This is a genomic window from Novosphingobium sp. BL-S-19 (genome assembly GCF_055521675.1).
This window is the reverse complement of sequence record NZ_CM145498.1, coordinates 1,819,694-1,841,356: the sequence shown is the minus strand read 5'-3', so window position 1 is coordinate 1,841,356 and position 21,663 is coordinate 1,819,694. Positions and strand designations below refer to the sequence as shown.

The following is a 21,663-nucleotide window of genomic DNA, read 5'->3' as shown; positions in this document are numbered from 1 at the left end:
TGGGCTGCCCTGCCCAGGAAGGCAGTGGCGAGTGGCCCACAGGGGGGGATCGGCACGAGCTCGCGAGAGGGGGATAGACCGCCCGCCATGCCCTGTCACGCCGCCGAAGCCCCCGTCACAAATGCAATTAATGCATCAAAGCCTATTCGGAAGCCGCCAGTTGCGCGGACTGCACGCCAGCACCTTGCGCGTCGGCGCGATTGCCGATCACCGCCCGGAACTGCTCCATATCGATGGCCTTTTCCCAGCGCGAGACGACCACCGTTGCCACGGCATTGCCGATGAAGTTGGTGAGGCTGCGGCATTCGGACATGAAGCGGTCCACGCCCAGGATCAGCGCCATGCCCGCCACCGGCACCGAAGGCACGATGGAGAGCGTGGCCGCCAGCGTGATGAAGCCAGCGCCGGTGACGCCCGCCGCGCCCTTGGACGAGAGCATGGCGACGCCCAGCAGCAGCAGTTCCTCCCCCAGTGAGAGGTGGACGTTGCAGGCCTGCGCGATGAACAGCGCGGCCAGCGTCATGTAGATATTGGTGCCGTCCAGATTGAAGCTGTAGCCGGTGGGCACGACCAGCCCGACCACGGGCCGCGGGCAGCCGGCACGCTCCAGCTTTTCCATCAGCAGCGGCAGCGCGCTTTCGGAGGACGAAGTGCCCAGCACCAGCAGCAGTTCGGTCTTCAGGTAGGCGACCAGCGAAAAGATCGAGAACCCGCAAAACCGCGCGACGGTGCCCAGCACCACGAAGACGAACAAGGCGGAGGTCAGGTAGAACGTCGCCACCAGCCCGGCGAGGTTGGCGAGGCTTTCGACGCCGTACTTGCCGATGGTGAAGGCCATCGCCCCGAACGCGCCGATCGGCGCGGCTTTCATCACGATCGACACCAGCTTGAAGAAGACCAGCGAAATCGTTTCCAGCAGCGAGAGCGCGGGCGCGCCGCGGTCCCCCAGCATGGCCAGCGATACGCCGAACAGGATGGCGACGACGAGGACCTGCAGGATGTTCCCCTCGGTCATCGAAGACAGGAACGTCTCGGGGATCATCGCCATCAGGAAACCGGTGATCGAGGTTTCGTGCGCTTTCTCCGAATAGAGCGCGACCTTGGAGGCGTCGAGCGTCGAGGGATCGATGTTCAGCCCGTGCCCGGGCCGCACCACATTCGCGACGATCAAACCAACGACAAGCGCCAGACTGGAGAAGAACAGGAAGTAGGCAAAGGCCTTTGCGGCCACGCGCCCCACCGACTTCAGATCGCGCATCGCGGCGATACCGGTGGTGATGGTCAGGAAGATGACCGGCGCGATCACCATCTTCACCAGCTTGATGAAGGCATCGCCCAGCGGCTTCAGCGCCTCTCCCGCATCGGGACGGAAATGGCCGATCAATACGCCCAGCGCGATGGCGACGAGGACCTGGAAATAGAGATGGCCGTACCAGCGCTGCGGCTTGGCACTCTCACCCGGCTGGGATGAAGCGATATGCATGGGACCCGTCTTGTGCTCCTTGGCGCCGCGCATCCCCCGAACAGGCGCGGCTTTTGGCGGACCCTGTGCGAATTGCCGTCCGGTTCCAAGCGGTTTTTATGCGGGGACGGCGGCTGAGAGCGCGCGGTTGTTCATCACACCCCGCTCATCCTGAGCCTGTCGAAGGATGGGAACCTTGCACCCAGCCTCAGGGGCCTTCGACAAGCTCAGGCTGAGCGGGATCGGGGTATATCCCGCCACGGACTACCGCCCCAACCTTGCCGTCGCCCCCGCGCAGGCGGGGGCCCCGCTTTCCTTTGCCACCTCGCGGGAAGGCGCGAGGTAGCAGGAAGGAAGCGGATCCCCGCCTGCCCTACGGGCAGTTCACCCTGAGCGGCCTGCCTGCCGGCCAGCCGAAGGGCGGGGATGACGAGTGGTTAGATGCGAACGGCTGGTTTGCCGGTCAGGCCCGCCCGCTCACGCCAACCGCGTCTCGATCGGCAGGCCGTTCTTCAACGTCAGCGTCACCGGCGTCCGCTCGGCGATGTCGGCAAGACGGCTCTTCTGCTCGTCGTCCAGCCCGGTGATGGTCAGCGTACGGGCAATGTGCAGATCGCCCTTCCCGCCCTTGAGCGCGAGGTCGACGGTCAGGTCGCCGAATTCCCAGCCCTTGCGCGCGGCATACATCTTGAGCGTGATCGCGGTGCAGGCACCAAGGCTGGCAAGCAGCAGATCGTAAGGCGCCGGCCCCACACCCTGCCCGCCAAGTGCGGCAGGTTCGTCGGCAGTGATGGCGTGGCCGTTGACCACGATTTCGGTGCGCCAGGGGGTCTGGCCGATGGTGGCGGTAGCTTGCGTCATGACCGGAACTCTCAGGCAGGAAGCGGAATGAAATCGGGCTCGTTCGGCACGGCAGGGAAACGCTGGGCCTTCCAGTCGTCCTTCGCCTGTTCGAGGCGATCCTTCGACGAGGAGACGAAGTTCCAGAAGATGTGGCGTTCCTCCGGCAGCGGTTCACCGCCCAGCAGCATCAGGCGCGTCGGCGCCTTGGCGCGCAGCACCAGTTCGGCGCCGGGCTGGAAGACCACCAGTTCGGCCTCGCCGAACGTGCCGCTCTGCCCCACGACTTCCACCGCGCCGCTGACGACGTAGATCGCCCGTTCGACATGCTCAGCCTTGAGCTGATAGCGAGCGCCGTCCAGCATCACGATGTCGGCATAGATCATGTCCGAATAAGTCTTCAGCGGCGAGGTCATGCCGTCCGACGAACCGGCGATCAGCGTGAAGCGGGTGCCGGCATCTTCGCTGACGGGCATCTCATCCGCCTTGTGATGCGCGAAGGAGGCGTCGATTTCCTCGGACTCCTTCGGCAGGGCAACCCAGGTCTGCAGGCCGAACAGCTTGCCGCCCTTGGCGCGGTTTTCAGGCGAAGTGCGTTCGGAATGGACGATGCCGCTGCCGGCGGTCATCCAGTTGACCTCTCCCGGCAGGATCGGCTGGACCGAACCCAGCGAATCCCGGTGCAGGATCTCGCCCTCGATCAGATAGGTCAGCGTGGAAAGACCGATGTGCGGGTGCGGACGAACGTCGAGGCCTTCGCCCGACTTGAACACTGCCTCGCCCATCTGGTCGAAGAAGATGAAGGGGCCGACCATGCGGCGCTGCGCGACGGGCAGCGCGCGGCGTACCTTGAAGCCATCGCCAAGATCGCGGACCGAAGGGAGGATGACGAGGTCAACGCCTTCGACATCGGAAGATTGCACAGTCATGGATGGCTCTCCAAAAAGAAGACGGGGCCGAGGAAAATAAGGGCGGGCGCCGGTGGGCACCCGCCCCTTTGTTATCAGGCTTTTATATAATCAGGCGGCGTCGACGAGGACGATTTCGCTGTCCTCGATCGCGGTCACCCGCAGCACGTCCAGATCGCTGATCGCGGCGCCGTCACGGGCGTTGACGCGAACGTCGTCGATCTGCACCGCGCCGGTTGCCGGAACGAGGTAGGCCTTGCGATCCTTGCCGAGCGGGTACTCGGCAGTCTCGCCAGCCTTCAGCGTGGCCGCCACGACCTTGGCGTCGGTGCGGATCGGCAGGGCGTCATTGTCGTTCTCGTAACCCGAAGCCAGCGTCACGAACTGGCCCGAACGCTCACCCTTAGGGAAGGGACGCGAGCCCCAACTCGGCTGCTCGCCATTGCGGGTGGGGATGATCCAGATCTGGAAGATGCGCGTTTCCACGTCTTCCATGTTGTATTCCGAATGCTGGATCCCGGTGCCTGCGCTCATCACCTGAACGTCGCCGGCCTCGGTACGGCCCTTGTTGCCCAGGTTGTCCTGGTGGGTGATCGCACCTTCACGGACATAAGTGATGATTTCCATGTCGCGGTGCGGGTGCGGCGGGAAGCCGGTCTTCGGGGCGATCACGTCATCGTTCCAGACGCGCAGGTTGCCCCAGTGGACGCGGGCCGGATCGTGATAGCCAGCGAACGAGAAGTGATGCTTGGCGTCCAGCCAGCCGTGGTTGGCACCGCCGAGGCTGTCGAAGGGGCGAAGTTCGATCATGGTCCTAAATCTCCTGTCTTGGCGGTGGTGTCGGTGAAGTCCGGTGTCCGCCTCGTCGAAGACCCATATAGCCCTTGCCATCTTTCCTGATCAGATGGATAAAATCGACCCAATTGTTCGATGGAGTTGATAAGTGAGCAATCCGGGTACGCCTACCTTCGACCAGCTTCGCATTTTCCTTGCCGTGGTCGACACCGGCAGTTTTGCGGGCGCGGCGCGCAAGCTGAACCGCGCGGTCTCCGTGATCAGTTATGGGATTTCCAACCTTGAGGCGCAACTGGGGTTGATGCTGTTCGACCGCGAAGGCACGCGCAAGCCGCAGCTGACCGTCGCCGGCCGCGCCGTGCTGGCCGAGGCGCGCGGCGTGGCGGAGGGAATCGACGGACTGCGGGCCAAAGTAAAAGGCCTGTTGGACGGCCTGGAGGCGGAAGTCGATCTGGCGGTGGACGTCATGTTCCCGGCCGACCGGCTGGGCGTGGTGCTGCGCGCCTTCCAGACGGAATTTCCCACCGTGCAGCTTCGTCTTCATGTCGAAGCGCTGGGTGCGATCACCGCGATGGTGCTGGATGGGCGTGCCGTGATCGGCATCTCCGGCCCACTGTTCGCCGGTGTCGATGGACTGGACAGCGTCGCCACCGGCACCGTGGCACTCATACCGGTGGCAGCCCCGGATCATGCGCTGGGCCGCATGACCACGATCCCGCCCGGCTCCGGACGCAATTACACGCAGCTGGTATTGTCCGACCGTTCGCGCTTCACGGAAGGCCGCGATTTCTCCGTCGTCAGCGCACGTACCTGGCGCCTTGCCGACCTTGGCGCCAAGCACGCCCTGCTGCGGCAGGGCATCGGCTGGGGCAACATGCCGCTGCCGATGGTGGAGGCGGACCTTGTCTCCGGCACGCTGGTGCACTTGCAGATGCCCGACCACACGGGCGGCACTTATCGCTTTGCCGGCATCTGGCGCCGCGATGCGCCCCCCGGCCCCGCCGCCGCCTGGCTGATCGACCGGTTCGTGGCGCAATGTGAGTTGGACACCCCGGGACTGGACCTTCCGGACGTGTGAAGCCGGTGCAGCACCCGCGCAAAATGAAACCGGACCCAGTGAAATCGAACGGCATGACTCGTACAGTAAACGTGCCGTCCATCACAAATCGCCTCACGACTGCAACGTGACTGCGGGATCAAGAAACCAGTAGCGAATCAGATGGAAAGCGCTGGCGGTTGGATCGCCGGCGCAGGACCGCGCCGAAGGACCACACATGTTTGCCCCTGCCGCACCGCAATGCCTTTGCCGGCCGCCCGGATATGTCCTTTCCGTACAAGACCGGGGCGGGGCCGCAAGCTAGGGCCGGCATCTGGGCCCCATTGCTCAATCTCCTGCGCATCATCCTGCCAGTCCAGCAATCTTTTCAACTTCATGGAACGTTCGAAACTGATTTATCAGGATTTTTGAAAACAGCGAATCCGCCTAGCTTCCAGTCACCGCAGCAAGCGCTGCCTAACAAAATGGAGCTTCCCGATGACGATCACCGCCACCGCCAAGCCTGGCAACTCGCTGCTTTCGCCTGATAATCACGCTCTCGTCCTGATCGACTTCCAATCGCAGATGGCCTTCGCCACCAAGTCGATCGCACCTGAGTTGCTGCGCAACAATGCTGCACTCGTCAGCCGCGCCGCCGCTTCGTTCAAGGTGCCCACGATCCTGACCACGGTGGCAGAAAAGAGCTTCTCCGGCCCGATGTTCAGCGAAGTGACCGCGCCCTTCCCCGGCCAGAAGCTGCTGGACCGCACCAGCATGAACACCTGGGAAGACGAAGCCGTCATCGAAGAGGTCAACCGCATCGGCAAGCCGCGCATCGTTTTCGCCGGCCTGTGGACCTCGGTCTGCATCGTTGGCCCGGTCGCCTCGGCCATCGATCAGGGCTTCGAAGCCTATGTCATCTCCGATGCCTGCGGCGACATCTCGACCGAAGCGCATGAGCGTGCCGTGGAACGCATGATCCAGCTTGGCGCCGTGCCGATGACCTCGCTCCAGTACCTGCTCGAACTGCAGCGCGACTGGGCGCGGACCGAAACCTACGACAGCACCACCGGCATCGCGGCCGAAGTGGGCGGCGCATATGGTCTTGGCATCAAGTACGCCAAGACGATGTTCGGAGCCTCCGAAGGCGGGCACTGAACACCTCGGGACCGGCAGCCCCCCTATCCCCCCGCCGGGCTGCCGGTCCCCCTTCTCCCATCGTTGAAATCCGCATTTCGCGAAACGCCTCCGCGGCGTTATCGTGCCGCGTTTTCCTATAAGGATCAGTAGCATGGCTTACGTCACCACCACCGATGGCACCCGGATCTTCTATCGTGATTTCGGCCAGGGCCGCCCGATCGTGTTCTCTCACGGCTGGCCGCTCAATTCGGATGCGTGGGACGGCACGATGCAGTTCCTTGCGAACAACGGCTTCCGCGTCATTGCGCATGACCGTCGCGGCCACGGCCGGTCCGACGCCAGCGCCGCCGGCAACCATATGGACACGTATGCCGACGATCTGGCCGCGGTGATCGAACACCTGAACCTCAAGGACGCGATCCTGGTTGGCCATTCCACCGGTGGCGGAGAGATCACCCGCTACGTCACCCGCCACGGCGCGGCAGACGGCACCGGCCGCGTCGCCAAGATGGTGCTGCTGGGCGCGGTGACCCCGCTGATGGGCGCGGTGAACGGCAATGCCGACGGCGTTCCGGCCGATGTGGCGGACCGCGTGCGCAAGGCGCTGATCGACAACCGATCGCAGTTCTTCCTCGATTTCCCCGATGTCTTCTTCGGCATGCACCGTGGAGGCGGCGCGCCGAAGAGCGAAGGCTGGCGCATGGCGTTCTGGCAGCAGGGCATGGCCGCCGACATCAATGCCCTCTATGCCTGTGTCGAACAGTTCTGGGCCTCCGACTTCCGCGAGGAGATGACCAAGATCACCATCCCCGCGCTGGTCATCCACGGCACCGGAGACGAAGTGGTTCCCTACGAAACCACCGGCAAGCGCGCCGCGCAGATCCTGCCGAACGCCACGCTGATCACCTATCAGGACGCCCCGCACGGCTTCCCCAAGACGCACCAGGACCGGCTGAACGCCGACCTGCTATCCTTCGCCCGCGACTGAAATCCCCCAAAGGAGCAAGGAGCCCGGCCATGAAGATCTACCTCCTCTCACTCGGCGCCGGCCTGCTTGTCGGCGTGATCTATGGATTGCTGGGGGTTCGTTCGCCCGCGCCCCCGGTGATCGCCCTCATCGGCCTGCTCGGCATCCTGCTGGGCGAACAGGTCGTCCCCCTCGCCAAGCGGCTGATCGCTGGTGAGGAAGTCGCCCAGTTCGCTCAGACGGACTGCCGCAAGCACATCCTCGGCCGCCTTCCAGGAGACAAATCTCCCGGTGACGCGGGCCCTGAGGCCAAGGCGTGATCACGCGCCGCCATACGTTCCTGGGAGCGGCGGCCTCGTCGCTCCTGCCATCCCTAGTTACCAGCCAGACTGCCCGATCCAAGGAAGCCCCCATGACCGACACGATCATCATCAACGCCAAGGTCACCACGCTCGACCGCGAGAATCCGCAGGCCGAAGCCGTGGTCATCCGGGACGGCAAGTTCCTGACCGTGGGCAGCGAGCAGGAAGCGCGCGAAGCCGCCGCACCCGGCGCTGCCGTGATCGACGCCAAGGGCCGCCGCCTGATCCCCGGCCTGATCGACAGCCACATGCACATCATCCGCGGCGGACTGAACTTCAACATGGAGCTGCGCTGGGACGGTGTGACCAGCCTGTCGGAAGCGATGGCGATGCTGAAGAAGCAGGTCGACAACACCCCCGCCCCGCAATGGGTCCGCGTCGTCGGCGGCTTTACCGAGCACCAGTTCGCGGAAAAGCGCCTGCCGACGATCCAGGAACTGAACGCGGTTGCGCCCGATACGCCGGTCTTCATCCTTCACCTCTATGACCGCGCGCTGCTGAACGCCGCCGCGCTGCGTGTCGTCGGCTATACCAAGGACACGCCGAACCCGCCGGGCGGCGAGATCGTGCGCGATACCGCCGGCAACCCCACCGGCCTGCTGCTCGCCCAGCCCAACGCAACGATCCTCTATTCGACGCTCGCCAAGGGCCCCAAGCTGCCGCCGGAATACCAGCTCAATTCCACCCGCCACTTCATGCGCGAAGTGAACGCGCTGGGCGTCACCGGCGTGATCGACGCGGGCGGCGGCTTCCAGAACTATCCCGACGATTACGACATCATCGAGAAGCTCCATGCCGAAGACCAGCTGACCGTGCGCATCAGCTACAACCTCTTCACGCAGAAACCGAAGGAGGAGTTGGCGGACTTCTCGGGCTGGGTGAAGCAAGTCAGCCCCGGACAGGGCGACGACACCTACCGCCACAACGGCGCGGGCGAGATGCTGGTCTACTCCGCTGCCGACTTCGAAGATTTTCGGGTCGAGCGCCCCGATATGCCGCCCAGCATGGAAGGCGATCTGGAACCGGTCATCCGCCTGCTTGCCGAGCACCGCTGGCCCTGGCGCCTTCACGCCACTTATGACGAGACGATCGGCCGCGCGCTCGACGTCTACGAGAAGGTGAACCGCGACATCCCGCTCGAAGGCATCAACTGGTTCTTCGACCATGCCGAAACCATTTCGGACCGCAATATCGACCGTATCGCCGCGCTTGGCGGCGGCATCGCGGTGCAGCACCGCATGGCCTATCAGGGCGAATACTTCGTCGAGCGTTACGGCGCCAAGGCCGCCGAACGCACGCCGCCGATCGCCCGGATGCTGGCCGCCGGCATCCCCGTGGGCGGCGGCACCGACGCCACCCGCGTTGCCAGCTACAACCCGTGGGTCTCGCTCTCGTGGCTGGTCACCGGGCGCACCGTGGGCGGCCTCTCGCTCTATCGCGGCGACAACCGCGTCAGCCGCGAGAAGGCGCTGCGCATGTGGACGCACGAGAACACCTGGTTCTCGAACGAAGTGGGCAAGAAGGGCCAGATCAAGGCCGGCCAGCTGGCCGACCTCGCGCTGCTGTCCGACGACTACTTCAGCGTGCCCGACAATGAGATCGTCCACATCCGCTCGATCCTGACGCTGCTGGGCGGCAAGGTGGTCCACGGTGAGGGCGACTATCGCCCGCTCGCGCCGGAACTGCCGCGCCCGATGCCGGACTGGTCGCCGGTCGCCACCTTCGGCGGCTACTACCAGACGCCCGAAGCCAAGCAGAAGCTCGCCTCTGCCTGCGGCTGCGCCAGCAGCTGCGGCGTCCACGGCCACGATCATGCCGCCGCGCTGGGCGCCAATGTTCCCGCCGCCGATGTCCAGACCTTCTGGGGCTCGCTCGGCTGCGGCTGCTGGGCCGTCTGATCCAGCACGGCCCCTCCGGGCGAGGAGGGGCCGTGCCGCACCTATTCCATAATTTCGAACGTATTAGTCGATATTATTCGGATCGATAGATCCTCGGTCACCGCCTAGACGGGTTTTGCACCAACGACCGAGCGGCACTGCCCTCTCTCCATCGGAGCCACTGACATGAAACGCTTCACCCTGATCATCGCGACCGCCATGCTGGTCGCGAGCCCTGCCTTCACGCCTGCTTTCGCCGCCGAGAAGGCCGCGACGGACTATTCGGTCGGTGCCCAGTACGACACCACCCACGTCTACGTGCCGCAAGACCAGTTCGACACTTTCGTTTCCAGCTTCGTCGCCACCTTCGGCGGCACCACCAGCAAGCAGGGCGAATTCCAGGTGACGCCGACCAAGAGCCTCACCAAGTCGCAGCTCGTGCTGACGCCTGCCGGCACCGTCTCGGTTTTCGGTTTCAAGACGCCGATCCCCTACCCCTTCGGCGATGAGCGCACCGGCTATCTGGTCAGCGACCTCGACGCCGCCGTGAAGTCTGCGGTGGGCCATGGCGCAGTGCGCCGGCTGGAGACTTTCCCCGATCCGATCGGCCGGGATTCCGTGATCCAGTGGCCGGGCGGCGTGAACATGCAGCTCTACTGGCACACCGCCAAGCCCAGCTACACCCCGCTCGAAACCGTGCCGGAAAACCGCATCTACCTGACCGTCGATGCCGCCGACACCTTCATCAAGAGCTGGACCGGCTTCGCCCACGCCAAGATCACCGCCGACGACAAGGCCGCCAACGGCGCCGAGATCGGCGAGCCCGGCAAGACCATCCGCCGCGTCGCGATCACCAGCGGCTACGGCAAGATGGTGGTCTACGTCTCGGACGGCCAGCTGCCCTGGCCTTATGGCCGCGACATGACCGGCTATACGGTCGGCGACCTTTCAGCGACGCTCACCAAGGCTTCGGCCGCAGGCGTGGAAACGCTGGTCGCGCCGTACATCACCGGCAAGCGTCAAGCCGCCATCGTGCGCTTCCCCGGCGGCTACATCGCCGAAATCCACTCCGACGCAACCAACGCGAACGGGGCGAACTGAGCCATGTCCGGCACCGGCACTCCCAAGTTCGTCGCATCGGTGCTGGACTTCGCGCCGACGGGGTTCCTCGCCCGCCTCCTTTTGGTGGGCGCCTACCTCGCCGGCGGGCTCACCAAGCTGACCGACTGGCCCAGCGCGATGGCCGAGCAAGCCCACTTCGGCCTGACCCCGCCCGCGCTCTGGGCGGCGCTCACCATCGCGGTGGAACTGATCGGCCCGCTGCTCATCCTGACGGGTCGCCTCGTCTGGCTGGGCGCGGGAATGCTGGGCGTATTCACGTTCTTCGCCGCGCTGGTCGCCAATGCCTTCTGGACCATGCCCGCCGGCCCCGAGCGTTTTGGCGCCACCAATGCCTTCTTCGAGCACATGGGGCTGGTCGGCGGCTTCGTTCTGGTGGCCATCCTTGCCCACCGGGCCAAGAGCCGTGCCTGAAGCGAGGGCCTTGCTCTCACTCAATCCCCCAAGACTCCCCCTCCCTCCGCTCGTCCTGAGCCTGTCGAAGGACCACAGCACAGCGCCAGCGTCCTTCGACAGGCTCAGGACGAGCGGACGGGGACTCCATCCGATCAATTCAGGAGCCGTTCGATGAAGCGCCTCGCGCCGATTTATGCGGCAACCGTCATGACCATGACCTGCGCGCCCGGCGTAGCCCACGCCGAACCCACCGAGGCCTGGCAGGCTCCCACTCTCTCCATCACCCGCTACGACGAAGACTGGTCCGATCTTGCCGACGCCGAAAAGCGCGGCCACCACTGGACCGGGCAGTTCAAGTACGTGCCCCTCAGCGATGACGTCTGGCTCTCCACCGGCATCGAACTGCGCGCGCGTAACGAGAACCTGGAGAACAACCTCTGGGGCAGTGCCGAGGCTCCCAACGACAGCTATGTCTGGCTGCGCGCCCTGCCTTATGCAGACCTCCACGTCGGCAAGCTGCGCGCCTTCGTGCAGCCCATCGCCTCCACCTCGATCGGCGTCGCTCCTTCGCCCGGCCCAGTGGACGGAAGCGGTGTCGATCTGCTGCAGGGCTTTGCCGAGGCCGACCTTGGCCCCGTGACCCTGCGCGGCGGGCGGCAGATGCTCTCGCTCGGCACCGAGCGGCTGATCGGCACGCGCTACGGCCCCAACGTGCCGCTCGCCTTCGATGGCGTGCGCGCGGACGTAAAGCTGGGCACGGCCAAAGTCAGCCTGCTGGCCGTGCGCCCGGTGCAGGCGCGCAAGGGGGACTTCAACGACCGCACTTCGCCCGACAAGTCGCTGTGGGGCGCCTATGCCACGCTGCCCGATCTCGACCTCTACTACCTCGGCTATCGCAACGATGCGGCGCATTGGGCCACCCGCGAGGGCACCGAAACCCGCCACAGCCTCGGCGCGCGTTGGCACGGCACGCGGGACGATTGGCACTGGAATGTCGAGGGCGTCTACCAGTTCGGCCGCTTCGCAAATGGCCCGATCTCGGCCTGGACGCTGGGCACCGAACTGGGCCGCGCCTTCCCGGCCGCCCCGCTGGCGCCGGACCTGACCATGCGCGTCAACGTCGTCAGCGGCGATGGCAACCGCGCCGACAACCGCCTCGGCACGTTCAATGCGATGTTCCCCAAGGGCAAGTACTTCGGAGAACTCTCCCCGGTCGGCCCCTACAACATCGTCAACGCCTATTCCTCGCTCGGCCTGCAACTGGCGCCGGACGTCTCGGCCAGCCTCGCGGCCATGGCCTACTGGCGCTATTCGCGGGAGGACGGGATCTACGACATCCCCGGCAACCTCATCCGCGGTGCCGGAGACAGCCGCGCGAAGTTCGTCGGCAAGGAAGCCGAAGCCACCATCGCCTGGCAGGCGACGGCGGAACTGGAACTGTCCGCCTCGCTATCCGCCTTCGCGCCCGGCGCCTTCATTCGCGAGACCGGATCTGCGAAAACGATCCACATGCTCGGCCTCGAAACCAACTTCCGGTTCTAGGAGACTTCCCGTGGAAACCCCCGTTTCCAAACTTCCTGCCAGTCCGCTGCCGGGCCTGCTCCTGCTGCTTTCTTCCACCACCGGTCTGGTCGATGCGGTCAGTGTGCTGGGCCTGGGCAAGGTCTTCACCGCCAACATGACCGGCAACATCGTCTTCCTGGGCTTCGCCGCTGCGGGCACCCCGGGCTTCATGATCGCGCCCTATCTGGTGGCGCTGGGCGCCTTCATTGGCGGAGCCCTCATCGCCGGGCGCACCGGCAAGGCCCTGTCCCCGCGCCCGCTGCGCCACTGGCTGACCTGGGCAGCACTGATCGAGGCGAGTCTGCTGTGGATCGCGGCATGGGTGGCGCTGGGCTACGAACCGACGACGCTATCCCCCAAGCCCGCGCTCTATGCGATCATCGCGCTGACCGCCGTGGCCATGGGCTTTCGCAATGCCACGATCCGCCAGTTGAAAGTGCCCGACCTCACCACGACGGTGCTGACGCTGACCATCACCGGCATTGCCGCCGATTCGCGCATGGCCGGCGGCACCGGGCCGAACCTGCTTCGCCGTCTGGGCGCGATCCTGGCGATCTTTGCAGGCGCCGCGGTGGGTGCGGTGATGGTGCTGCACCACGGCCTTTCCGCGCCGCTGGCGCTGGCCGGAGTCGTGGTGCTGGTCGCAACGCTGGCCTGCGTGCGCCACCCCGCCGCCGCCGCGCCGCATGCCGGCTAATGGGCTATTCTAAATTTCAGAACAAACCGATCAATCTTATCCGGATTTTCTGAAGCCGAAATTCACGGCATTCCTTGCTCATCGAAGGACGCCGGCAAGAGGAAACAGCGGCGCCCCGCAACCGAAAAAGTAGGGAATACCGCCATGAACACCATCGCAAACACTGCCGTCAACGACACCGAAGCCCGCCTGGTCCGCACCCTGCCGCTGATCGGCCGCGTGCTTATCGCCGCGATCTTCATCCTCTCCGGCCTGTCCAAGCTGGCCGCGCCTGCCGCGACGATGGCCTATATCGGCTCGGTCGGCCTGCCCTTCCCCATCGTCGCCCTCGCTGGTGCAGTCCTGATCGAAGTGGTTGGCGGCCTCGTCCTGATCTCCGGCTATCGCCTGCGCACCGTCGCCGCCGTGCTGGCCGTGTTCAGCCTGGTTACCGCGCTGTTCTTCCACAACAACTTCGCGGACCAGAACCAGTTCATCCACTTCTTCAAGAATGTGGCGATGGCCGGCGGCCTGCTGCAGATCGTCGCCTTCGGCAAGGGCCGCGAGTAACGCGTCTGATCCGAAAATCGCTGAAAGGCGATTTTCGGGTTCGGCACCGGCCCGCAGTTTCGGATCAGACACCAAAAGGGCGGTTCCGCAAGGAGCCGCCCTTTTGGCGTGTCGCGCCTTCTTCCCCTAATCCTCGCGAACGTCTATCTGAGGCGCGCGACTACAAGAACCGACCAGATCCCCGTGACTTCGCCCTCTCCCGGTGCCGGCCTTGAAGCGGCATTCCTCGCGCACCGCGATGTGCTGCTGCGTTTCCTGCGCTCACGCGGCGCGGGCGACGCGGCGGAGGATCTGCTGCACGAAGTCTGGCTGCGCATCGCTGCCAGCAAGTCCGGCCCGGTCGCCGCCCCGCTATCCTATCTGATGCGCACGGCGGACAGCCTGATGATCGACCGCTACCGGTCGCAGCGTCAGGCCGACAAGCGCGACCGCGACTGGAGCGACAGCCATACCGACGCCTCCACCGGCGTCGCCCCCGAACCCTCGCCCGAACGCCGCCTTGCTGCCGCGCAGGAAGCGGCCGAGGTCATGGGCGTGCTGGACCGGCTAGGCCCGCGCGCATCGAAAGCCTTTCGCCGCCACCGGATCGACGGTGTGGCACAGCGCGACGTGGCCGCCGAACTGGGCGTCAGCCTCAGCACGGTGGAAAGCGATCTTCGCCTCGCCTATCGGGCGCTGGGCGAATGGAAGGAACGACGCGGATGAGGCTGGTGCCCAACGTCTCCGTCATCCACGCAGAAGGAGCGCGTGATGAGTGACGAGATGATCCGCGAGGAAGCGGCCCGCTGGGCCGTGCGGACCGGCGAACCCGGTTTCGACGACTGGGACGGCTTCATGCTCTGGCTGGAGGCCGACCCCGCCCATGCCCGCGCCTATGACGCCGTGAGCGCCGCCGTGCTGGACGCGGTGGAACTGGCCGCTGCGGCCCCCGCGAACGATGTGATCGACGACGTGCACGTTGCCGCCCCCACCCGCCGCGTCTGGCTGGGCAGCGCCATCGCCGCCTCCATCGCGCTGATCGGCTGTGTGTGGCTCTGGCAGACGCACGCGCGGGATATCTATGCCGTGGAAACCGCGCCGGGGCAGATGCGCACGGTGGATCTGGAAACCGGCACCCGCATCGATCTGGCCGGCGGCACCGTGGTGCGGCTGGACCGCAAGGACCCGCGCTACGCCGTGCTGGACAAGGGGCAGGCGCTGTTCACGGTGCGCCACGACGCTGCGCGCCCGTTCCATGTCGAGGCGGGCGATGCCACGCTGGTCGATCTGGGCACCGTGTTCGACGTTTCGCGCGATGGCACGCACCTCAGCGTCGGCGTGGCCGAGGGCGCGGTGGGCTATAACCCCAAGGGCGAGAACCTGCGCCTTGCGCCCGGTGACCGGCTGGTCGCGGATGCCGGCAACGTCACGCTGGGCCATGTGCCCACCCGCGAAGTGGGCGAATGGCGCGAAGGGCGGCTGACGTTCGACGCCACGCCGCTCTCCGAAGTGGCCGCAAGGCTGACCCGCGCCACCGGCATTGCCTTTGCCGCGCAGCCCGGATCCGAAACGCCGGTTTCCGGCTCCATTCTCGTCACCCCCATTCACGACGATCCGCAGATGATCGGCGCGCTGCTGGGCCTTCAGGTTCGGCATGAGGGGCAAGTCTGGGTGATCGGCCGCCCCTGACCCCATGCGCCGCGCATTGCTTCTCCTTGCGACGGCCTGCGCCGTGCCGCTTCCCGCTGCGGCGCAGACGCCTGCGCAACTGGCAGCCGTGGCGACACGCGAGGGATCGGCCGGCGATGCCGCCATCGAACTGGCGCGGCAGACCGGCAGCAGCATCGTCATTGCCGACCCCGCGCTCGCGCGCCGCCGCATTCCCGCGTTGAAAGGCCGGATGGCGGCGCACGAGGCCGTCGCCCGGCTGGCGCGCGCTGCCGGGGCCCGTGCCGTGCCGGTCGGACCCATGGCGTGGCGTCTGGAATCCGCGCCACCGCCGCGTCTTTCCGTGCCCGTTCCGCCGCCACGCCCGGCTCCTGCGCCCAAACCGGAACCGGCCCCGCAAGCCATCGTCGTCACCGCCACCAAGCGCGACTTGCGGCTGGAGCAAGTGCCCGCGCAAGTCACCATCCTCAGCGGAGACAGCCTGACCACCGGCGGCGTCGGCGGCAGCGAGAAGATCATCCGCCGCCTTGCCACCGTCGCCTCCACGCATCTGGGCAGCGGGCGCAACAAGCTGTTCATTCGCGGCATTGCCGATTCCAGCTTCACCGGGCCGACGCAGGCAACCGTGGGCCAGTACCTCGGCGATATGCGGCTGACCTACAACGCGCCGGATCCCGACTTGCGCCTATCGGACCTTGCCCGCGTGGAAGTGCTGGAAGGCCCGCAAGGCACGCTCTATGGCGCGGGATCGCTGGGCGGGATCATCCGGCTGGTGCCCAATCCGCCCGAGTTCGATCGTACCGGCGGCTCGATCATTCTGGGCGGCGCGCTCACCCAGCACGGCGGCCCTTCCAGCGACCTCAGCGCCACCGTCAACCTGCCGATCGCGGCGGATACGGCCGCCTTCCGCGCCACGCTCGATACCGCCAGCTATGGCGGCTACATCGACAAGCCGCTGCTTGGCCGCAAGAACGTCAATCGCACCAACGTGCTGGGCGGCCGCGCCGCACTGCGCGTGAAGCTGGCGCCGGACTGGACGGTGGACGTGATCGGCCTGGCGCAGTCCATCGGCGCGGACGACAGCCAATATGCCGATCGCGACGGCAAGCCGCTGGAAAACTCCGCCCGCGTGCGCGAAGGGTCGGATGCCGACTATGCGCTGGGGCAACTGGTGATTTCCGGCCGGATCGGGGGGCTGGAACTGCGATCCACTACCGGTGCAGTGCGCCAGAACCTGCACGAACGCTATGACGCCAGCGAGCCTGATGGCCCGCCGCGCTTGTTCGAACAGGCCAATGCCACGCGCATGATCGCGCACGAAACGCGGCTGTGGCAGCCGGAGCGGCATGGCTTTGGCTGGCTGATCGGTGCCAGCTACACCCACAACCGCACGACGCTGACGCGCGATTTCGAGGAACTGGCGCTGCGCAGCACGGCAACCGGCGTGCGCAACACAGTCGACGAATTCACGCTCTACGGCGAGGCGAGCCTGCATCTACGCGGGCCGTTCACCGCCACCGCCGGCGGCCGCTTCACGCAGGCGCGGCTGGGCGGCGATGGCGAGGACGTGTTGCCGCAGGTGGCCTATGCCATGGCGATGAAAGGTGTGACGGCGAAGCGCGATTTCACCGCTTTCCTGCCCTCTGTGGCGCTGCATGCAGAGTTCTCGCCGCAGGACCAGCTCTACTTGCGCTATCAGCAGGGCTTCCGCCCCGGCGGCTTCGCGATCGAGAGCGACTATGTCCGCCGCTTCCGCAACGATCGCACCGGCACCGTGGAGATCGGCGCGCGCCATGGCCGCGCCGGGGTGAGCCCGTTCGATCTGGCGGTCAGCCTGTCCTACACCCGCTGGCGCGACATTCAGGCGGACTTCACCGACAGCGCCGGCCTGCCCAGCACCGCCAATATCGGTGACGGCCGCGTCTGGTCGGCCAGCGTTTCAGGCGGCATGCAGGTTGCGCATGGCCTGCGGCTGGAGGCCGGCGCCGCGTTCAACCACAGCCGGATCGACAAGCCGGAGCCCGGAAGCACCCTCAAGTACCAGTTCGCTGCCGGCGCGCTGGATGCCTTGCAGATGCAGGTGCCGAACATCGCCCGCTTCGCCGGCCGCGCGGCGCTGGCGTGGAACCGGGACCTCACCGACGATCTTGCCCTCTCCGCCAATGCCTGGGCCAGTTACCTCGGCAAGTCGCGGCTGGGTATCGGGCCGGATCTGGGAATGCTGCAGGGCGACTATTTCGACAGCGGCTTCGACATGCGCGTTGGCACGCCGGGCTACGGCGTGACGCTGGGCGTGACCAACCTTGCCGACGAGCGCGGCAACCGCTTTGCGCTGGGCACGCCGCTCGCGACAGGCCGTGAGCAGGTGACGCCGCTGCGTCCGCGTACCGTGCGACTGGGCTTCGACGCGAAGTTCTGAGCGGGAGACGGGGTGCGTGGCCGCTGTTGGGGGCAGGTCCCGCGCGCAGCAGCCCCCGCGTGCGCCTTCAGTTGTCCCCTCGCCCTCCCCACCCGCCTTCGTCATTGCGAGCGTAGCGAAGCAATCCAGGGCGGCGCTGAACTGCCCTGGATTGCTTCGCTACGCTCGCAATGACGAGCAAGGGGCGGGCATGATGTATGAGGCCGAGGCCGAGGCTGAGGCTGAGTTAGAGGCATGACGCATGGGACGTAGCCGGTAGGGCAGCCCTCAGCCCGCCACTACCCAAACCCGTCGCCCCCGCGAAGGCGGGGGCCCCGCTTCCTTCGCGCCACGCCCGCCAGGAAAAGCGGGATCCCCGCCTACGCGGGGATGACGAGGTGTTTGGTTGATGAGGCAGCCAAATCAACGCCACCCAAATTATTTTCAAGGCCACTCCCTAAAGCCTCCGTCTTCCCCTTCGAAATCGATCTGAAGGGACGACGATGCCTCGCTACCTGCCCGGTTACCTGCTTGCCTCCACCGCGCTGCTCGCCATGGCGACTGCGGCACAGGCCGAGGATGTAACCACCAAGAAGACCACCCCGCTCCTCACCTCCACCATCAAGAACGGTGCGGCCGACGCCATCAACGTGACCAAGGACGGCTCCGTGGTGCTGACGTCCGGCACGGCGATCACGATGGACAGCAACAACGCAGTGTCCAATGCCGGCGCGATCACGATCACCAATGCCGACGGCGCCACCGGCATCCGCGTGCTGGCGGGAACCAGTGGCGATATCGTCAACACCGGCACGATCACCATCGACGAGACCTACACCGCCACCGATACCGACAAGGACGGCGACCTCGACGGCCCCTTCGCGATCGGTTCCAACCGCACCGGCATCAAGATCGAAGGCGATCACACCGGCAAGCTGACCCAGAGCGGCACGCTGGCGGTAGAGGGCAACAATTCGACCGGCATCTCGATCGGCGGCACGCTGAACGGCGCCTTCACGCATGACGGCACCACCACCGTGGGCGGCGACAATGTCGTGGGCATCAAGGCGGGCGCGATCAACGGCAACGTGCGCCTGGCCGGATCGGTCGGCGCACAGGGCCTGAATGCCGTGGCCGCGCAGTTCGGCGGCGATATCAACGGCGCCATGGTGGTGCAGGGCAACATCGCCTCCACCGGCTATCGCTACAACACCTCGCCCGCGGACCCGTCGAAGCTGGATGCCGACGATCTGCTGCAGGGCGGTTCCGCACTGGTGATCGGCGGCAATGTCAGCGGCGGCATCGTGCTGGCCGTGGCGCCCAAGGATACCGATCCCAACAAGGCCGATGAAGACGGTGACGGGATCGACGATGCCAAGGAAGGCAACGCCAAGGTCGCTTCGTACGGCAAGGCACCGGCGATGGTGATCGGCGCGACAAACCGCGATGTCGCCATCGGCGCAGTGGCCGGCACCGCCAGCGGCTTCGGCCTGCAGATCGACGGCGGCGTGGAAGGCAACGGCGTCTACACCGGGGTAGACGGCAACGGCCTCGTCATCGGCGGACTGGGCGGCAAGGTGACCATTGCCAATGGCGTGGGCGTGACCGGCTCGGTCGCCGCCACCTCGAAGGACGCCGCAGCCACGGCAATGCGCTTCGGCGCGGGCGCCAGCACGCCGCTGGTGCAGAACGGCGGCACGATCTCCGCCACCAGCGGCAACACCGCCGCATCGATCGCCACTGCCGTGAAGATCGACACCGGCGCCAGCCTGCCGACGCTGCGGAATTCCGGCACGATCAAGGCGGTAACGGGCGAGAACGGCACCGCCGTCGCCATCCGCGATTCCAGCGGCACGCTGAACCTGATCGAGAACAGCGGAACGATCTCCGCCACCGGCGCCAAGGCCGATAGCGGCCGCAACATCGCCATCGACCTGTCAGCGACCACCGGCGGCGTCACCATCCGCCAGACGCAGGTGGCGTCGGGCTTTGCCGCCCCCGCCATAACCGGCGACGTGAAGCTGGGAAGCGGCAACGACACGTTCTCCATCGCCGACGGCACGGTGACCGGCAATGTCACGTTCGGTGGCGGCAATGACACGCTTACGCTCTCCGGCGATGCAGTGCAGACGGGCAACGTCACCTTCGGTTCGGGCACCGACGCGATGAGCCTTGCGGGGACCTCGCGCTATGTCGGCACGGTCGATTTCGGTGGCGCGGCGGACACGCTGACACTGTCCGACAGCGCCGTGTTCTCCGGCGCGCTGGCCAATGCCGGCAACCTTGCCTTGAAGGTCAGCGGCGGCACGCTGGACCTCAACAAGCCCGCCTCGATCGGATCGCTGGATGTCGGCGCCAACGGCGTGCTGGCCGTTACGTTGAACAAGGCCGCCGGCCTCGGTTCGGCCTATACCGTGGCCGGCAACGCCAACTTCGCGGACGGCGCCAAGCTCTCCATCAGGCTGGCCGACATCTCCACGGCAGAGGGCAGCTACCAGGTCCTCACCGCCGGATCGCTGACCGGGCGGGACAAGCTGAAGGCCTCCGCCGATCTTGTGCCCTACATGTTCAAGGCCACGCTGGACGAGGATGCGCCCGCCAACGTCATCGTCGTCGATGTGGCCCGCCGCACCGTGCAGGAACTGGGCCTCAACCGCTCTCAGGCGGCCGGCTACAACGCGATCTTCGCCGCGCTGGGCAAGGATGCTGACATCGAAAAGGTGTTCCTGGCCGATACCGACGGGGACACCTTCCGCGAACACGTCAGCCAGATGCTGCCCGATCACGCCGGCGGCGCGTTCGAGGGCATCAGCCTGGGCGCACGCACGCTGATCCGTCAGCTTCAGGATCCGCAAGGCCCGGTCTTCGGGGATTCGCGCTTCCTCACCCACCTGAACCTCTCGTTCTGGGGCAGCGACAAGAACGCCGGTGCCAGCGCGGCCTACAACCTGCAGGGCTATGCCATGTCGCTGGGCGGCGAATATGCCACCGGCGTCGGCTATTTCGGCGGCACGTTCTCGTACCTGTGGAACCGCTATACGCGCGGCGCGGCCAGCGAGATCAAGTCGAATTCGTGGGAATTCGCCGGCCACTGGCGCGGTGAAAGCGGGCCGCTGGCCGGCTATGCCCGTGCCTCGGTCGGTTTCGGCAACTATGACAGCGAACGCACGTTCGCCGGCACGGCTGGAACCGACACGGTCAAGCGCACGATCGATGGCAGCTGGAACGGCAACTTCGTCACCGGCGCCGCCGGCGTCTCCTACGAAGGCGGCGGCAAGTACCTGTTCTTCCGCCCGGCCGTTTCGGTCGACTACGTGCGCCTGAAGGAAGACGGCTACACCGAAACCGGCGGCGGCAAGGCGCTGGACCTCACCGTGGCATCGCGCACCAGCGACGAACTGGGCGTGAACGGCGGCATGACCGTGGGCGTCGATTTCATGACCGCGGCCGGCCGTGACGACAACTGGTTCCGCATGGAAACCGAAGGCGGCTGGCGCGAAGTGGTCAGCGGCGGCATCGGCGCCACCACCGCGCACTTCGAAGGCGGCCAGGATTTCCGCCTTGAGGGCGATGACGGCACCAGCGGCTGGTTCGCGCGCCTGCGCGCCATCGGCGGTTCGGTGGGCCTGACGATGATGGGCGAATTGGCGGCAGAGGATCGCCACGGCCACACCAACCTTTCCCTGCGCGGCTCGGTGGCGATCGGCTTCTAAAGCCCGTCTCCATCAGGCCGTCCGCGGCGCGCCGACGCACACCCCCGCCCCCTAGCCGGCGCGCCGCACCCTGCAAACCGCTCCTGCCGCCGGAATCCGGCCGGCCGGGGCGGTTTGCTTTATTCGGAACGGTTTACAGGCCCCCGCAAAAGGCCGATGCTGCCCCTCCCCCCTTCAAGGAAATGAGGCAGTAC

The 21,663-nt window shown here is 66.2% G+C and carries 19 protein-coding genes; 15 read left to right on the top strand and 4 right to left on the bottom strand.

The window, feature by feature from the left end; genetic code table 11:
* Window positions 1-142: 142 nt before the first annotated feature.
* The 4 genes from ACZ1JV_RS16855 to ACZ1JV_RS16840 all read right to left on the bottom strand — a co-directional run bounded on the left by ACZ1JV_RS16855 (window position 143) and on the right by ACZ1JV_RS16840 (window position 4,020).
* Window positions 143-1,483 (bottom strand): dicarboxylate/amino acid:cation symporter, encoded by a 1,341-nt coding sequence (locus tag ACZ1JV_RS16855; RefSeq protein WP_465152462.1) that lies wholly within the window; start codon window positions 1,481-1,483, stop codon window positions 143-145.
* A 456-nt stretch (window positions 1,484-1,939) separates the two neighbouring features.
* A complete protein-coding gene (locus tag ACZ1JV_RS16850; protein ID WP_465152461.1) occupies window positions 1,940-2,323 on the bottom strand; it encodes an OsmC family protein in 384 nt (127 codons plus the stop codon).
* Between the two features lie 11 nt (window positions 2,324-2,334).
* Window positions 2,335-3,231: a pirin family protein gene (locus tag ACZ1JV_RS16845; RefSeq protein WP_465138254.1), complete on the bottom strand. Its 897-nt coding sequence runs from the start codon at window positions 3,229-3,231 to the stop codon at window positions 2,335-2,337.
* Between the two features lie 90 nt (window positions 3,232-3,321).
* The gene (locus ACZ1JV_RS16840; RefSeq protein WP_207078787.1) at window positions 3,322-4,020 is read right to left on the bottom strand and encodes a pirin family protein; all 699 of its coding nucleotides are present in this window, start codon (window positions 4,018-4,020) and stop codon (window positions 3,322-3,324) included.
* 133 nt (window positions 4,021-4,153) lie between these two features.
* Between ACZ1JV_RS16840 and ACZ1JV_RS16835 the strand changes: the two genes are divergently transcribed.
* The 15 genes from ACZ1JV_RS16835 (at window position 4,154) to ACZ1JV_RS16765 (ending at window position 21,469) form a co-directional block, all read left to right on the top strand.
* Window positions 4,154-5,083 carry a LysR family transcriptional regulator gene (locus ACZ1JV_RS16835; RefSeq protein WP_465138252.1) on the top strand — a complete coding sequence of 310 codons (930 nt, stop codon included), beginning with the start codon at window positions 4,154-4,156 and terminating at the stop codon, window positions 5,081-5,083.
* A 200-nt stretch (window positions 5,084-5,283) separates the two neighbouring features.
* Window positions 5,284-5,589 (top strand): hypothetical protein, encoded by a 306-nt coding sequence (locus ACZ1JV_RS16830; protein WP_465152460.1) that lies wholly within the window; start codon window positions 5,284-5,286, stop codon window positions 5,587-5,589.
* Window positions 5,540-6,199 carry a hydrolase gene (locus ACZ1JV_RS16825; protein ID WP_465152459.1) on the top strand — a complete coding sequence of 220 codons (660 nt, stop codon included), beginning with the start codon at window positions 5,540-5,542 and terminating at the stop codon, window positions 6,197-6,199. Before ACZ1JV_RS16830 ends, ACZ1JV_RS16825 begins: the two co-directional genes overlap by 50 nt.
* A gap of 133 nt (window positions 6,200-6,332) precedes the next feature.
* Window positions 6,333-7,169 (top strand): alpha/beta fold hydrolase, encoded by an 837-nt coding sequence (locus ACZ1JV_RS16820; protein WP_465152458.1) that lies wholly within the window; start codon window positions 6,333-6,335, stop codon window positions 7,167-7,169.
* A gap of 29 nt (window positions 7,170-7,198) precedes the next feature.
* Window positions 7,199-7,468 (top strand): DUF1427 family protein, encoded by a 270-nt coding sequence (locus ACZ1JV_RS16815; RefSeq protein WP_465152457.1) that lies wholly within the window; start codon window positions 7,199-7,201, stop codon window positions 7,466-7,468.
* A gap of 92 nt (window positions 7,469-7,560) precedes the next feature.
* Window positions 7,561-9,408 carry an amidohydrolase gene (locus tag ACZ1JV_RS16810; protein ID WP_465152456.1) on the top strand — a complete coding sequence of 616 codons (1,848 nt, stop codon included), beginning with the start codon at window positions 7,561-7,563 and terminating at the stop codon, window positions 9,406-9,408.
* A 165-nt stretch (window positions 9,409-9,573) separates the two neighbouring features.
* A complete protein-coding gene (locus ACZ1JV_RS16805; RefSeq protein WP_465152455.1) occupies window positions 9,574-10,488 on the top strand; it encodes a glyoxalase in 915 nt (304 codons plus the stop codon).
* 3 nt (window positions 10,489-10,491) lie between these two features.
* Complete coding sequence (locus ACZ1JV_RS16800) at window positions 10,492-10,920, top strand: DoxX family protein (protein WP_465152454.1); 429 nt, start codon at window positions 10,492-10,494, stop codon at window positions 10,918-10,920.
* Between the two features lie 153 nt (window positions 10,921-11,073).
* Window positions 11,074-12,444, top strand: coding sequence for an alginate export family protein (locus ACZ1JV_RS16795; RefSeq protein WP_465152453.1), 1,371 nt, complete (start codon window positions 11,074-11,076; stop codon window positions 12,442-12,444).
* A 10-nt stretch (window positions 12,445-12,454) separates the two neighbouring features.
* A complete protein-coding gene (locus ACZ1JV_RS16790; protein ID WP_465152452.1) occupies window positions 12,455-13,162 on the top strand; it encodes a YoaK family protein in 708 nt (235 codons plus the stop codon).
* Window positions 13,163-13,306: 144 nt separating this feature from the next.
* Entirely contained in the window at window positions 13,307-13,711 is a 405-nt protein-coding gene (locus ACZ1JV_RS16785; RefSeq protein WP_465152451.1) for a DoxX family protein, read from the top strand.
* Window positions 13,712-13,894: 183 nt separating this feature from the next.
* Window positions 13,895-14,416 carry an RNA polymerase sigma factor gene (locus tag ACZ1JV_RS16780; protein ID WP_465152450.1) on the top strand — a complete coding sequence of 174 codons (522 nt, stop codon included), beginning with the start codon at window positions 13,895-13,897 and terminating at the stop codon, window positions 14,414-14,416.
* Window positions 14,417-14,461: 45 nt separating this feature from the next.
* A complete protein-coding gene (locus ACZ1JV_RS16775) occupies window positions 14,462-15,379 on the top strand; it encodes a FecR family protein (protein ID WP_465152449.1) in 918 nt (305 codons plus the stop codon).
* 16 nt (window positions 15,380-15,395) lie between these two features.
* Window positions 15,396-17,777 (top strand): TonB-dependent receptor, encoded by a 2,382-nt coding sequence (locus ACZ1JV_RS16770; protein WP_465152448.1) that lies wholly within the window; start codon window positions 15,396-15,398, stop codon window positions 17,775-17,777.
* Window positions 17,778-18,259: 482 nt separating this feature from the next.
* Window positions 18,260-21,469 (top strand): autotransporter outer membrane beta-barrel domain-containing protein, encoded by a 3,210-nt coding sequence (locus ACZ1JV_RS16765; RefSeq protein ID WP_465152447.1) that lies wholly within the window; start codon window positions 18,260-18,262, stop codon window positions 21,467-21,469.
* The last annotated feature ends 194 nt before the right edge of the window (window positions 21,470-21,663 follow it).